This is a genomic window from Sphingomonas sp. LHG3406-1, from assembly GCF_029637485.1.
Taxonomy (GTDB): Bacteria; Pseudomonadota; Alphaproteobacteria; order Sphingomonadales; family Sphingomonadaceae; genus Sphingomicrobium.
In genome coordinates, this window is record NZ_CP069128.1 from 1,034,095 (window position 1) to 1,048,790 (window position 14,696).

A 14,696-nucleotide genomic window follows, 5' to 3' on the forward strand; every position below is an offset into this window, starting at 1 on the left:
GCCACAATGATCAGAAACGATGCGCGAGGCGGAATTGGACCCGGCGCGGCAGCGTGACGAGATTGTTGCCGTTTTCGGGACTGCCCGGAAGCAGCGGATCGGTGGCACTGAAGAAGCCGTCAAAGTCCCGGTAGTTTTTGTTGTTGAGGGCGTTGAGCAGGTCGACAGCGATTTCCGTCTCGCCAAGTCCGAAGGCTCGGAAGGTCTTGGCCAGCGTCAGGTTGACCTCGCAGAAGGCAAACAGGCCGCCGATGCAGTTCTTGGTCGGGTAGGCCGCCGTCTGCCGCAGCTGGCCCGGCTCAAAGCCGAGCGTCGCGTCGGTCACCTGATAAGCCGCACCGCTGCCGAGATTGGTCAGCGTCGACAGGCGGAAGCCGAGCGGAATGTCGACAGTGCCCGACAACACGATCCGGTGCCGCTCGTCGCCGGCACGCGGACGATAGCCATAGGCATCCGGGGTCAGCCCATCGAGGCTGAACAGGTCTCCGCCGTTCTGTTCGGCCTTGGACAAGGTGTAGGCGATGTTGACGCCCCAGCCCGATTGCCGGGTATAGTTCTTGTCGAGGGTGAAGTAGAGCGCCTTGTAACGTGTGTCGAGGCCGTCGAAGCCGATCAGCACGTTGGCATAGCCAAACGGAACAACCGGCCCCGTGTTGCAGCACCCACCAAGCCCGTTGTTGGTCCGTGTCGCAAACAGGTTGGTGTAGCCATTGCGACCGCGCTGGTAGGAGCCGGTGATCGAAGCCTGGAAGATGCCCAGGCGCTGACGGACCCCAAGGCTGAACTGATCATTCACCGGCGGCTTGGCATCATTCTTGACCGCGAACAGCTCGGGCAAACCGCTGGTTGCGGTATTCCGCAAGGCGATCAGCCCTTCGCGAGTGAGATAGCTGGGGTTCCAGGCGACTGTTGGCTGACCGTTGCGCGGGGCGCCGGTGGCCGAGAACCGGAACAAGCCGATCGGATTGATGGTGCGGGAAAGTTCGTCGACCGTGTTGTTGAAGTTGTTGCGATCGTAGTAACGGCCCGCGCCACCGAAGATAACGGTCGAGCGATCACCTTTCACATCGAAGGAGAAGCCGATCCGTGGAGCGAAGGCACCCAGAAACGGCGAGCGATCGTCGCCGTCGGTGATGTAGTCTTCGGGATCGAAGTAGAAGGTGATCGGCAGAGCCCGCAAAGCGGCGGCCGCATTGTCGGGCGTCACGTAATTGTTGTTGAAGCCGTTGCTTTCGTAGTCCCAGCGCAGACCGATGTTCAGCTGGAGCTTGTCGGTGACGTCCCAATCGTCCTGGACGTAGATGCCAACGAGGGTGTTCTTGCCGCGGATACGACCGTTGCCAAGCCCGAGACGCGCTTCGGATGGAAAGGCGAAGCTCAGATCGTCATCGGTGGTCGCCGTTCCGTTTCCGCCATTGTCGGTAAAGGTGTAGCGCGGCTGCACGAAGTTGAGCTGGTCGAAACGGATGTCGAGCCGCTCAATCCGCGCGCCGACCTTGATCGTGTGTTTGTCAAAGCCTGTATAGGTAAAGTCGTTTCGGAACGACAGGCTCTTCTGGGTCTCGTCGCGGGTCGAATCCTTGCCGCCGAAGGTGATGATCCCCGCATATTCGAACTGCGGCAAATCCGGATTCAGCGATGTCGGATTGAAGTTGTAATTGAGATAGCTGGCGCTGAATTCGTTGAGAAAACGGTCGTTCGTATGCGCCCATTTCAGTAGGTAAGTATCGACCTTGTTCTTCTTGTTCTCAGCAGCTTCGAACGCAACCTGGTTGCCGAAGCCTTGGATGTCGGTTTCTTCGCGGCGACTAGCGGAGAAGTCGACGGTGTTGGCGCCGTCCGGCGTATAGGTCAGCTTGCCGAAGTAGAAGTCGCCCCGGAACGGGCTGACGAAGGCCCCTTCGAAGTCCGCCAGCCTGCGACCGGAAGACGCTTCCACGGCCGCGCGCAGCGCAGGCGTGCCGCCCGCCGCGACGTTGAAGGCGCGATCCTGATCGTTGCCCTCATAGGTTCCGAAGAAGAACAATTTGTCGCGAATGATCGGCCCACCCAGCGCAACACCATATTGCTTCCGCTCGAAGTCCGGTTCGGGCTGACCGCGACGCTTGCTGATCGCATCCTGGGCGCTCAGGCTCTTGTCGGTATACTGACCGAACAGCTCACCCTGGAAGGTGTTCGTGCCGGATTTCGTGACTGCGGTGATGATCGCCGCGCCCGCCTGCTCATATTCCGCCTTGTAGTTCTGGGTGAGAACACGGAATTCCTGCACGGCCAGCTGACCGAACGGGTTGCCGCGGCTGTTCTGCTGCCCGGCGATGCCGCCCTCGCGCAGCTTGTTCTTCAGGCTAACGCCGTCGATGAACACGTTGACCTGGCTGGCCGTCGACGCACCGGAGGTTATGCCCTTGTCCGTCTCGCTGTCGTTATACTTCACGCCCGGCGCGAGCTGGGCGAAGGACAGGAAGTTGCGATCGGTCTGCGGAAGATTGCGGATCTGCTGCTGGCTGACGTTGGTCGCGACTTCGCTGGTTCTGGTTTCAGTCAAGCGGCGGCCGGTGACGACGACCTCGCTTCCGGAACTCGCAGCAACCTGCTCACCCGCTGGAAGGGTCGCCACGGGGGCGAGATCCAGCGTCGCACTCTGCCCGATTCCGACCGTGACCCGCTCGCTGACAGTGCCGTCACCAACCGGAACGCTGATCGTATAGGAAGCGGGCCGAAGGCCGACGAGGGTATAACTGCCGCTCGCATCAGTAGTCGTGGTGACCGTCTGGTTCGTGCCCTCGTTGCGCGCGGTGACCACGGCCCCGCCAACGGGTGCTCCCTCGGCATTGCGGACCTTGCCGCTGACCGCCGCAGTGACCGTCTGCGCGGACGCAGGAACGGCTGCGCCAGCGATAACCGTTACGCTTGCAACGCTCAACAGCAGTGCGCGCATCAACGAAGTGCGAGTCGTGGCCATGGTGAGATCCTCCTGCGACGAGGACTGTAATCGGTTACATCCGATCCGCAAGCTGCCGAACCAATCTTTGGCAGATGCGCGAAGCGCCGGGCGGCTCGGACAGAAAGATCGGGACATCATGCTGGAGGCATACAGCGGGTCGAGGTCAAACAGATGGTCGGCCTGGAGTTTGCAATCTGCTTGCGCTCACTCGCGAGCCGCCGTTCCGCTTTCCACCAGAGTAGATCGTTGATCTGGCGGACAACAAAGTCCGAGCGCTTGGGATATTCACTCTTAAGAGAATTAGCATTGCCAGCCCGGCTAAGTTACGGCACCTTCCTCTTCATGGCGCGGCAACGCGCTATCTCTGGAGGAGGGAACGATGGGGATCCGCAACCGCCTGATCGGCGCATCAATGATCGCACTCGCATGGACAGGCGTCGCCACGGCGCAGACGCCGCCGCCGGCCGATCCAGGCGCCTCGACCGAACAGGCGGAGTCACCGGCCCCGGCCCAGGGCGAAATCATCGTCACCGCCCGCCGTCGCAGCGAGAATCTTCAGCGCACGCCGCTGTCCGGGTCGGTCCTGTCCGGCACCGACCTCTCCGAAAAAGGCATCTCCAACGTCGATGCGCTGCAGTTCGGCACGCCCAGCATAGTCGTCAACAACTTCGGTCAAGGCATTGATTTCAACGTCCGTGGCATCGGCAAGGGCGAACACAACACCCAGACCGCGACCGGCGTCATCACCTATCGCGACGGGGCGCCGACCTTCCCCGGCTATTTCCAGCTCGAACCCTATTACGACGTCGCCAATGTGCAGGTGCTGCGCGGTCCGCAGGGCACCATCGTCGGCCAGAACGCGACCGGCGGCGCGGTGTTCGTCAACACCAACGATCCCGTCATCGGTGGCGGCAACCGCGGCTACGTCAGCGGCCACATAGGTAACTATTCGCAGGCGGGTTTCGAAGGCGCAGTCAACCTCCCGGTCAGCGATACCTTTGCTGCCCGCGTCGCCGTTTACGGTCTGCGCCGCGATGGTTTCTACGACATTAGCGGCCCGGGCGGGGCGCCCTACACCGGCAACAACGGCGACCAGCGCCACCTCGCGGGACGCCTCAGCCTGCTGTGGAAACCGTCGAGCCAATTAACGGTGCTGTCCAAAACCGACCTCGTCTACCTCGACATGGGCGCCTATCCGGCAAGCCCGTTCCGCGACTATTACCGCAACTTTCCGGTCGGCTCGAGCACTCCCAACCCGACCTACCGCGACCTGTACGACCTCAGCCTCAACGCGCCGCAGGAGGCCCGCGACAAGTTCTATCGCTCCATCCTGCGGGTGAATTACGAATTCGCCGGCGGCATGCAGCTGCGCTCGGTCAGCGGCTTCTCCAAGGGCAATACCAGATATCGCGCCGACCTCGACGGAACCGCCGCGCTGACCCCGGTCACCGCCGACCGGACCTTCTTCGACAGCGTCGACGAGCGCCAGTTCAGCCAGGAAGTCACGCTGATCTCGCCCGAGACCGGGCGCTTCACCTATTTGATCGGGGCGTTCGGGGCCTGGAACAAGTACAACTTCAAGGCACCGTTCCAATTCGTTAGCGACAACAGCTCGGCACCCGGCCCGGCCAGCGAATATCGCCTCCAAGGCATCAATCCCAATCGTTCGCTCGCCGTGTTCGGGCAGATCGGCTTTGCATTGACTCCGCAATTGAAGGTCGAGGTCGGCGGCCGCTACACCGCCAGCCGCAGCCGCAACGACGTCGACATCCTGCAATTTGGCGTGCCGCTGGTGGCCGAGCAGGTCACCAAGTCTGACGACTTCTCCTACAAGGCCTCGATTGGCTGGGAGGCAAGCCGCGACCAATATCTCTACGGCTTCGTCGCCACCGGCTTCAAACCGGGCGGCCTCAATGTGCCGGTTGGGCTGGGCACGCCTGAACCGTTCGGGCCCGAAACTGTCACCTCCTACGAGCTTGGCTGGAAGGGCTATTTCGCCGATCGCCGGATCCGCACCAACTTCGCGGCCTTCCACAACAGCTACAAGGATTTCCAAGTCATCATCGGCAATCCGACGCTGCCGGTGTTCGGACTGGAAGTGAACGTGCCGGGCACCACCAAGATCTCCGGCATCGAGGGCGAGATCGAAGCGCGGTTCGGCGCCCTCACCTTCGGGCTTGGCGCGAACGTGCTCAACAGCAAGGTCGGCCGGTTCTTCGCCCTCGACCAGCGCGGAACGCTCAGCCTGTCGCCCTGTCTGCCCGAAACCGGCCCGGCGACGCCGCTGTGCCGCAACCTCCAGGGCAACGACCAGACCTATGCGCCGAACTTCACCTTCAACGCCAACGCCAGCTACGATTTCGCCCTTGGCGGGGATATAATGCTGACGCCGAGGATCAATTTCGGGCACATCGGCAAGCAGTGGGCGACCCTGTTCCAGGACCGCACCCGCGGCGATCGCATTCCGGAACGCAATATCGTGAACGCCCAACTGACGCTGCGAAGCGGCTCGCTGACGGTGACCGCCTATTCGACCAACCTCACCGACCAGCACTATCCGGCGGCGCTGAACAGCGGGCTCTACTTCGCCGGGTCGCCGCGGCAATATGGGCTGAAGATACAGAAGGGTTTCTAGAACCGCCACCTTTTTCCTGCGGGCGAGCACCATGCAAGACTATCCGCTAACGGTAGATCGATTCTTGACGCATGCCGCCAAATGGTCGGGCACGCGCGAGATCGTGTCCGCTCGCCCAGGCGCCCGGCCCACCCGCAACACCTACGCGGAGGTGCACGATCGCGCCAATCGCCTGTCGGGTGCGCTGGCCAGCTTGGGGGTTTGCGAAGGCAGCCGAGTCGCCTCGCTGGCGTGGAACAGCCGTCACCATGTCGAGCTCTATTTCGCGGTCATGGGGATGGGCGCCGTCTGCCACACCCTCAACCCGCGCCTGACTGCCGCCCAGCTCGCGGCGATGGTGGTCGAAGCGGAGGACATGCTGCTGGCCGTCTCCGCTGACCTTCTCCCTCTGGCCGAGGAGCTGATGCAGCTCTGCCCCGGCCTTCACCATCTGCTACTGCTCGACACCGACGGCCCTTCCTCGCTTGAGGAGCTGCTGGAGCGCGCCGGCACACCCTACTCTTGGGGCCGGTTCGACGAGCGGACGATGGCTGGGCTATGCTACACCTCTGGCACCACTGGCGCGCCCAAGGGCGTGCCCTACACGCATCGCTCCAACTACCTGCACACGCTGCGCGCGCTCGGTGCGGATGTGGTCGGCCTGACCGCGCGCGACAGCCTGCTGCTGGCCGTTCCGATGTTCCACGCCAACGGCTGGGGCCTGCCGTTTGCGGCGCCTGCCGTGGGCGCCAAGCTGGTGCTCCCCGGACGCCAGCTCGACGGCGCCAGCCTCGCCCGCCTGTTGGCAGAGGAAGAGGTCACCGTCGCGGTCGGCGTGCAGACCGTATGGCTCGGCCTCCTCGACCATCTCGAGCGCAGCGGCATGACGCTCCCCCAGCTTCAGCGCGTGCTGATCGGCGGCTCCAACTGCCCCGAAGCGCTGCTGCGCCGGCTTGAAAAGGGGCTCGGCGCGCGGGTGCAGACCAGCTGGGGCATGACCGAATTGTCACCGATCGGGACCATGTCGCCGCCCGGCGAAGCAGCCGTGGCCGGCACTGCTGGCCGGCCAGCCATCGGCGTCGACCTCAAGCTCACCGACGAGCATGGTACTCCCCTGCCCCAGCAGCGCGGAACGCAGGGTCATCTGAAGGTGCGCGGCGCCAGCGTCCTCGATCGCTACCTTGGCGCTGACAAAGACGCGCTGGACGACGAAGGCTACTTCGAAACCGGCGACCTCGCGCTGATCGACGAGGCTGGCAACCTCGTCATCTGCGGCCGTTCCAAGGACCTGATCAAATCGGGCGGCGAGTGGATCAACCCGGCGGAGATCGAAGCGATCGTCGGCGACCATCCCTCCATCCGACATGTCGCGGTGATCGGCCGCAGCGATGCTAGATGGGGCGAACGCCCGCTGATGGTAGTTGAGCGCTCGGCCGGCGGCGAAGCCGCGGACCTCCTCACCCTGCTCAAGGGCAGGATCGCCGACTGGTGGATCCCCGACCGGGTCATTGAAGTCGACGCCATGCCACTCGCCACCACCGGCAAGATCGACAAGCAGCGCCTGCGCGCCGATTATGCGGGCGCGGCTTAGCTCAGCAGCCGGCGACGGGCGGCGCGATTTCGGGCGCGAGCAGCCCGACGTTCCAGTTCCAGCCGTCCTTGCCCGCGGCGCGGCGGCGGCACATCACCGTTTCGTTGAACTCGAACATGCCGGGGAACAGATCGCGCCCCCGTTCTGGTCCACCTGCGAACCGAATATAGTTCTGCGCCGCTCCATAGGCGGGCCACGCCGGCGCCCCTTTTGCGACGGGCCGCCCGGTGGCAACGAAGCTGGTCCAATAATCGATCATGATGCTCGATAGGCGCCGCTCGGACCCCGTCTCCGGCACCTTGGGCCAGCGCGGTGGCGTGCCGTTGAACGTGCCCCAGGTATAGGGCAGTTCGGAGCCGTGGAAGGCGTGCAGCCCTGCGGAATCGGCCGCCGGATAACCGTGGTCGAACAGATAGAGATAAGCGGGCTGCCCGGCCGCGGTCTGCTTGCGTGCGATCCGTTCCGACGTCCAGCCATACAGGCTGTCGCGGGTCGCAGCGAGCGTGCTCTCGGCATGATCGGCGCTCGGGTACAGCCGCAGGAAAGCCGGAGCGAGGTCGCGGTAGCGAGCAGTGATTTCGCGCTCATAGTCGGCCGGGCTGGCCGATGTCTTGGGTGCCAGCATCCTCAGCGAACGGATCTCGCCCTGGTTGAAGCCGGCCAGCACCGGAACCCGCGCCTGGTTGCCGCGATCGAACGCATCGACCATCTGCTGCGGCAGGACCTCGTCATCGACCACGCCGAATGGAAAAAAGCCGGCCGCGCTCGCCGCCACGGTCAGGGCCGCCGGATCGAGCTTGCGCATCTCTGCGATAGACGGTGCCTTGAGCGCCAGGCCAAGCAGCTGCCCTCCCGCCTCCCACGCTGGCAGCCCGAAGCGCGCCCGCTTCAGCTCCGGCATGGAGACCATGTAGGCGCTTTGCGCAATCGCACCGCGAAACAGCCTGCGCGCCGCAGGCGAGGTCATCATGTACAACGCGCTTAAACCCCCGGCGGACTCGCCAGCGATCGTCACCTTTGCCGGGTCGCCGCCGAACGCCCGGACATTTTGCTGCACCCAGCGTAAGGCGGCGATCTGGTCGAGCAGCCCGTAATTCCCCGACCGCCCGCTAGCATTCTCCTTGCCGAGGTCAGGGTGGGCAAGCCATCCGAGCACGCCAAGACGATAATTGATCGAGACCACCACTATCCCGCGCTCGGCAAGCCGCTGCCCGTCATAAAGCGCTTCGCGGCTGCTGCCGGTCAGCAGCGATCCGCCATGAATCCACACAATCACTGGCGCATTGCGGGCCTTGGCCGGGGTCCAGATGTTGAGCGACAGGCAATCCTCGCTCATCGGCAGGGTGACCCCATTGTAGATGTTGGGCGCACCAGCCGACGGCTGCACGCAGGCCGGGCCGAAGTCGGTCGCCGCGCGCTCCCCGCTCCACCGCTCAAGCGACGCCGGCGCCCGCCATCGTAGGTCGCCCACCGGCGGCTTTGCAAAAGGAATGCCCTTGAACACGCGAAGGCTCCCCGAAGTGGTGCCGCGCACGGTTCCAGCAGGGGCATTCACGACCTGCGCCGCAGCAGGGGTCGCCGTTATTACGGCAAGTGCAAGCATCCAGTTCTTCATGCCCGGGCCTCCTGTCGCCCCAGCGTGCGTGCCAACCGCATGAACAGGGCGATGGCGATCACGTAAAAGGGTGTCAGCGTGTAGAGCGACAGTTGCAGGCTGTTGGTGGAGCCGCGCGCCGCAAACCAGTCGCTCGCCGCCCCCACCCACGTTGGCCCGAGGCCAAGCCCAATGAAGTTCATCACCAGCAGCAGCAGAGCACCGGCCAGCACCCGCTGATTGGGCGCGCTTTCCTCCTGTACCAGGGTTACCGAGCAGGACAGGTAGAAGTAATTGAAGAACATGACTACGGTCAGCAGCACCAGCGCCAGCGGCCATGACGGCGCCCACACGAATGCCAGGTAGAAGGGCATGGCCACCGCCAGCGAGGCGGCGGGAAGGATCGCGAACCCACGGCGGCTGGCTCTCGTCACCTTGTCGATGATTCGGCCAGACACCAGCATTCCGCCGCCCATTCCGACCACGATCACCAGCGCATACCAGATCGCCACCTCGGACAGGGTCATGCCCTTTTCCCGCATTAGGAACAGCACCGCGAAATTGCCCAGGCCATAGGTCACAAACTGCGTCGCGCCGCTGCCTAATGCGGCAAGGCTCAGCACCGGATTGGCGAAGAACGCCTTCACCGTACCCCAAAACGGCGCATGGCCCAGCGGCTCGCCAACCCGGCCGTCGGTTGCGCCCTTGGCCGGCTCGGGCACGATGAACGGCAGCGCGGTAGCGGTGACGAGTCCCACTATCCCGATGGCAATGAAGGCATCGCGCCAGTTGAAGGCGGCGGCGATCGAAGCGCCCAGCGCGATCCCTAACGCCGCACCGATCGGCGGGCCTAGGTTGAAGATCCCGAACGCCATGCCGCGGCGGCCCGGGGGAAAGGTGTCGGTGATCAGCGCATAGGAAGGCGGCACGCCTCCCGCTTCTCCGAACCCCACAGTCATTCGAGCCAGTGCCAGCTGAGGATAGGTTCGCGCCAGCCCGCAGGCGATCGTCGCCGCGCTCCAGATACCGCAGGCAAGGCTCAGCACCGCGACCCGGTTGGTCCGGTCTGCGACCCAGCTAACCGGAATGGCTATGAAGCAATAGAACATGGCGAAGTAGAGCCCGCCGAGCAGCCCCAATTGCCCGTCAGTAATCTGCAATTCGTCCTGGATCGGCTTGGCCAGGATCGCCAGCAGCTGCCGATCGAAGAAGTTCAGAACGTAGACGAAGGTCAGGGTGATCAGGATCACGCTCGGGCTTCGGCGCGCGGCTGCTGCCGCAGCCGTGCCCACCTTCTCCGCCCCAACCGTCATAAGCCGCCGACGCCTCCACTGCACCATGGGGAATGGACAGCAGCCCGGCGGCGAAGTCAATGCACGCTAACTCGTGTGTGAATATCCTTGAGGCTTGCTTGTGCGGCTTGACCAATGCTGCGCCGCAGCACAGGAAAGGGTCGTGACCGAGGCACCGCAACCCGTTCGCCGCTCCCGTAAGGCAGAGCAGCGCGCCGAAACGATGGAAGCAATCTACGACGCCGCCGAGGAGTTGTTCTCCAAGCACGGCCTGCACGGCGTCACTTTGAAGGACGTCGCCAAGCAGGTCGGCGTCCACCACACTCTGCTGAACTATTACTTTATCGACAAGAAGGCGTTGTTCGACGCCGTTTTCGCTCGGCGCGCAGTGATCACCAGTAATCGCCGGATGAAAGCGCTTGACGATTATGAGGCTGCCGCCGGCGACAAGGTCACGGTCGAGGGCGCGTTGCACGCGTTCCTCGATACCGACCTCGACACCTACATCAGCGGTGGCGAGGGATGGCGCAATTACGCCAAGCTCGGTGCCCAAGTTGCCAACACGCCCGAGTGGGGCGCCGACCTGATGGACCAGCACTTTGATCCCGTAGTGCTCCGGCTGATCGCCCTATTGCAGCGCGCCCTGCCCGGCTGCCCGCGTACCGACATCTTCTGGGGCTATCACTTCGTGACCGGCGCGCTGATGCTGACGCTTGCCCGCACTGGGCGCATCGACAAGCTATCTGGAGGCCTGTGCCGCTCCGACGACTTCCATGCGGTCAAAGATCGCATGGCCCGGTTCATGGCCGCCGGCTTTCGCGAGATCTGCTCATCTGCCGAGACCTGAGGTCTCTTCGATCGCAAGAAGCGGCAGATGGCATGTCGAACGCCTTAGAGCTGTCAGCGCCAATTCGGTCTTTCGTTGGAAGATGCGTGTTGCTGTCGTCTGCTCATGATGAACGAGCGTCCGCAATCCGCCGGCGCTCTCCCGAAAGCAGCCGTTCCGCTTACAACCAACCATTGACGTTCGAGGTGGGATCGCCAGAGCGTCGGCAAGTGGCCGTACTCTGCCACTCCGGAGTTGGGGTCCTCACCAGGAAAGCTGCCGCTGGTTCAGCCAGGTGCTCCGCTATTCGCGCCTGGCCCGCGAGGCAGACGCGAGCTTGAGCGAAGGTCCTTACTACTTCCATTGCTGCGCGACGGCTTGCGCCTCTGCCGCCGGATCGAATGCTTCCCCTGCAAGCCGACTGTCGATGAGGGCGGAGAGTGCCGGATCCTGGCCGCTGGCCATCCGATAGTCCCCCTGAGTGGAGCGGGAACGGACTAGGCCCTCGATTGCCCAATCCTCGCCCCTGCGGCAGGCCAGGCCATTCTGGGCTTCAGCAGCAAAAGTGCGGCAGTAGCGGCCCTCCCGGTCCTTGAAGCTGAGGCCGATACGAACGCCGTTTTGCTCGCCGGCAGCAGCCAATTGGCGGTTGAGAGCCGCGTCCAGGGGCCCGGCGGCCGCAAGCTGTCCGCCCGTCGATCGGAACGAATCACCCTCGCGTGGTACATAGGTGCCGATCAGGAGTCCGAGCGCCAGGCTCGCAGCGGCGGCCAGCCCGGCGACGCTCCACTGCCCCCGGCGAGCGCGCACGGCGGCGAAGTCGATCACGTCGGCGCTTCGGGGCTCCGCCGCGCTCTGAAGGCGCTCGGGCACGGGTGCGGCGAGGACCGGTGCGAACGCCGCGGACAGCCTGTTCGACAGTGCCCGGTGCTGGTCCGCAATGGCGGCGAGTTCGGGGTCGGCCGCAACCCTCGCGGCCATTGCGCTCGCCTCCGGCTCCGGAAGCTCTCCGTCCAGCCAGGCGTAGAAGTCGGGATCGTCGGTCATTCGTCACTTCCCTCGCCAAGCGCCGCAAGAAGGGCATTGCGCCCGCGCACCAACCGGCTCGACACCGTGCCGATCGGCTGCCCGAGCAGCTCGGCGACCTCCCGGTAGCCGAGGCCTTCGATCATGATCAGGGCGACAACCTCCCGCTGTTCGTCGGGCAAGCGGCTCATTGCCCGCATGACGTTCGCCAGTTCCGCCGAGCGCTCGATGTCGGCCGCACCGTCGAAGCCCTGACGTTCGCCCTCTTCGGGTGACGCTTCCCAGGTCGCCTTGCGCTGCCTGCTGCGGGCCTCGTCGATCCACAGGTTGCGAGTGATGCGGAACAGCCAGCTGTCGAGCCTGGTGCCGAGCGTGAACTGCGCCCGGCTGCGAAGGGCCCGCTCGACCGCGAGCGCTGCCAGATCGTCCGCGTCCGCCGGGTGACGCGACAGCGCGAAGGCGAAGCGCCGCACCCGTGGCAGCAGCGATGCGACACCTTGGGCAAACTCGTCCTGGCTGTTCATTGCTCTCCATGGGGATGAAACGAGGAGGCTGCGCCGTTTCATCCCTGACGACGAACTGATTAGGATGCCCGGAAATGTCCAGACACTCTTACGCCCTTGCCGCCCTGCTGCTGGCCGGCGTCGCACTTGCCGCTGGTGGCGCGGCCCGGGCGCAACTGCTGCCTTCGCTTCCGGTCGGCAACCTGCCAGTGCCGCTGCCGGACGCCGTTCGCGGGGCACCTCTGGTGGGTGAGCTTCTGAGCGGCCTAACCCCCACAGAACGGCGCGCGGCGACGGTCCCCAGCCTCGACCGGCTCGGGGTCGGTGCGGCCGTCGGTGACCTTGGCCGGGAAACGCTTGCAGAGCTGCGCCGTCTTCGCCTTGCCGAGCTGATCCGCGCCAATCCGGCGCTGCTCGACGTCGGGCCCGACGGGGCGCCGATCCGGCGCGGCGTGCTGGTCGCCATCGACCCGACCGAAGCCCAGTTAAGGGCTGCGACTTCGGCCGGCTTCACGGTCGAGACCCGCGAGGACCTCGGCGGCCTCGTCAGTGTCGTGCTCAAGGTTCCCGTGCGGCTTTCCGCCCGGGCAGCGATGCGGCGGCTGACGGAGGTCGCACCCGGGCTCACGGCCGATTACGATCATGTCTACGAACCGGCGGGCGGAGCGCTCCTGCCGGGTGCCGGCGCACTGCTCGCCGCCGCCGCGCCGCCGCCGATGCCGGCTGGAAAGACCATCGTCATGATCGATGGGGGCGTGGCCCCGCACCCCAGCCTCGCCGGTGCCTCGATCGTGCAACAGGGCTTTGCCGGGCCGGCGAAGGCGACCGGACACGGCACGGCAGTCGCGTCGCTCCTGGTGGGGCGGGACGGTGCCTTTCGCGGTGCCGCCGCTGGAACGAGGCTGTTCGTCGCTGACGTCTACGGCGGCAGCCCGGCGGCGGGCAGCGCAAGCGCCATCGTCAGGGCGCTCGCCTGGGCCGCGTCAAAGCGGCCCGACGCCATCAGCATCAGCCTTGTGGGTCCCAGTAATCTCCTGCTGCAGCGCGCCGTCGCGATCCTGGCGAGGCGCCAGATCCGGATAGCGGCAGCGGTTGGCAATGACGGTCCCGCAGCGCCGATCCAATATCCGGCCGCCTATCCGGGCGTCACCGCAGTCACCGCCGTCGATGCACGCGACCGGGCACTGCCGGAAGCCGGCCGCGCCGCCCGTCTCGACTATGCCGCGCCAGGGTCGGACATGGCCGCGGCCCTGCCTGGCCGTGGCTATGCGAAGGTTCGCGGCACCAGCTTCGCGACTCCGCTCGTGGCCGCCCGGCTCGCTGCCACCCCTTCCGTGCAGGCGCTTGAACGCGAGGTGATCAAGGGCAGAGGCCGGATCGGCCGTGGAATCCTCTGCCGGACATGCCGCACCGACCCGAAAGTTGTCCACGCGAAATAAAATGCCCGCGCGGGGATGAAGCGCGAAGTAGCCGTCGTTCTCAACAGGCAAGCACCCCGTTGCTGCACGACGTAGAACGACAGGAAAGGTCAAGAACATGATCCGCTTCACTATCGCGCTGGCCCTCGCCGCCGGCATTGCAACCCCGGCCTCCGCGCAGCTTCTCGGCAATGCCGGTGGCTCGATCGGCGGGATGGTCAACGGCACGCTCAACGGCAGCAACTCGGTCGGTGGCACCATCGGCGGTGCGCTCGGCGGCAGCGGCGCGCTCGGCGGCACGCTCAACAACGTCTCGGGCAGCGTGACGAAGAGCGTGACCAGTAGCGTCGCGGGCACCGGCGAGGTCCGCTCGAGCCGCTCGGTCGACACCCGCAGCGGCTCGGCCGGCGGCAACCTCGGGCTTGCCGGATCGCTTGCCGGCACTGCCGAGGGCGCACTTGCGGCGACCGGAATGGGCCAGTCCGGCGGCCTTGCAGGATCGCTCACCGGCAATGCGTCGGGCGAGAAGAACGCAAGCTTCGGCGTCCAGGGTGTCGGCACCGACCACGTGGGCTCCGTCGCTGGAAGCGCGACCGGCATGGCGAGTGGTCAGCTGGCGGCGGCGCGGGAGCGCGCGGGTGCCGTGCGCGGCGAGCTTCAGGGCCGGGCCGAAGGCACCGCCGGCGGCGCCATCTCGTCGGCTCGCCGGACGAGCGGCTCGCTGACCGCATCCGGGCAGGCCAGCGGCTCCGCCCAGGGCAGCGTCCGCAAGTCCAGCGACGACTGATCCGCACCGACTTGCAGGCCCAGCATGGGCCGGCACGCGCGGCCCGCCGTTCCTCCCGGCGGGCCGCTTTCGTCGTTATGAACCGAGCGGCAACCTATGGC

The 14,696-nt window shown here is 65.3% G+C and carries 10 protein-coding genes; 5 read left to right on the forward strand and 5 right to left on the reverse strand.

Annotation, left to right across the window (positions count from 1 at the left end):
- Nucleotides 1-10: 10 nt before the first annotated feature.
- Nucleotides 11-2,962, reverse strand: a complete 2,952-nt coding sequence (locus JOY29_RS04990; protein ID WP_300975086.1) for a carboxypeptidase regulatory-like domain-containing protein — start codon at nucleotides 2,960-2,962, stop codon at nucleotides 11-13.
- A 361-nt stretch (nucleotides 2,963-3,323) separates the two neighbouring features.
- Here JOY29_RS04990 and JOY29_RS04995 point away from each other — a divergent pair, with 361 nt between their 5' ends.
- On the forward strand, nucleotides 3,324-5,579 hold the full coding sequence (locus tag JOY29_RS04995) for a TonB-dependent receptor (protein WP_300975087.1): 2,256 nt from the start codon (nucleotides 3,324-3,326) through the stop codon (nucleotides 5,577-5,579).
- A 64-nt stretch (nucleotides 5,580-5,643) separates the two neighbouring features.
- Complete coding sequence (locus JOY29_RS05000) at nucleotides 5,644-7,149, forward strand: AMP-binding protein (protein WP_367280032.1); 1,506 nt, start codon at nucleotides 5,644-5,646, stop codon at nucleotides 7,147-7,149.
- A 1-nt stretch (nucleotide 7,150) separates the two neighbouring features.
- Here the strand turns inward: JOY29_RS05000 and JOY29_RS05005 are convergent, their stop codons facing one another.
- Nucleotides 7,151-8,764 carry a carboxylesterase family protein gene (locus JOY29_RS05005; protein WP_300975089.1) on the reverse strand — a complete coding sequence of 538 codons (1,614 nt, stop codon included), beginning with the start codon at nucleotides 8,762-8,764 and terminating at the stop codon, nucleotides 7,151-7,153.
- The gene (locus JOY29_RS05010; RefSeq protein ID WP_300975090.1) at nucleotides 8,761-9,993 is read right to left on the reverse strand and encodes an MFS transporter; all 1,233 of its coding nucleotides are present in this window, start codon (nucleotides 9,991-9,993) and stop codon (nucleotides 8,761-8,763) included. Before JOY29_RS05010 ends, JOY29_RS05005 begins: the two co-directional genes overlap by 4 nt.
- Before the next feature lie 205 nt (nucleotides 9,994-10,198).
- Between JOY29_RS05010 and JOY29_RS05015 the strand changes: the two genes are divergently transcribed.
- On the forward strand, nucleotides 10,199-10,882 hold the full coding sequence (locus JOY29_RS05015) for a TetR/AcrR family transcriptional regulator (RefSeq protein ID WP_300975091.1): 684 nt from the start codon (nucleotides 10,199-10,201) through the stop codon (nucleotides 10,880-10,882).
- Between the two features lie 333 nt (nucleotides 10,883-11,215).
- Here JOY29_RS05015 and JOY29_RS05020 read toward each other — a convergent pair whose 3' ends face one another.
- Nucleotides 11,216-11,908, reverse strand: a complete 693-nt coding sequence (locus tag JOY29_RS05020) for a hypothetical protein (protein ID WP_300975092.1) — start codon at nucleotides 11,906-11,908, stop codon at nucleotides 11,216-11,218.
- On the reverse strand, nucleotides 11,905-12,411 hold the full coding sequence (locus tag JOY29_RS05025) for an RNA polymerase sigma factor (RefSeq protein WP_300975093.1): 507 nt from the start codon (nucleotides 12,409-12,411) through the stop codon (nucleotides 11,905-11,907). Before JOY29_RS05025 ends, JOY29_RS05020 begins: the two co-directional genes overlap by 4 nt.
- A 74-nt stretch (nucleotides 12,412-12,485) precedes the next feature.
- On the opposite strand from JOY29_RS05025, the gene JOY29_RS05030 reads away from it, so the two are divergent.
- Together JOY29_RS05030 and JOY29_RS05035 are read left to right on the forward strand one after the other, a co-directional pair.
- Entirely contained in the window at nucleotides 12,486-13,829 is a 1,344-nt protein-coding gene (locus JOY29_RS05030) for a S8 family serine peptidase (RefSeq protein ID WP_300975094.1), read from the forward strand.
- A gap of 97 nt (nucleotides 13,830-13,926) precedes the next feature.
- Complete coding sequence (locus tag JOY29_RS05035; RefSeq protein WP_300975095.1) at nucleotides 13,927-14,595, forward strand: hypothetical protein; 669 nt, start codon at nucleotides 13,927-13,929, stop codon at nucleotides 14,593-14,595.
- The last annotated feature ends 101 nt before the right edge of the window (nucleotides 14,596-14,696 follow it).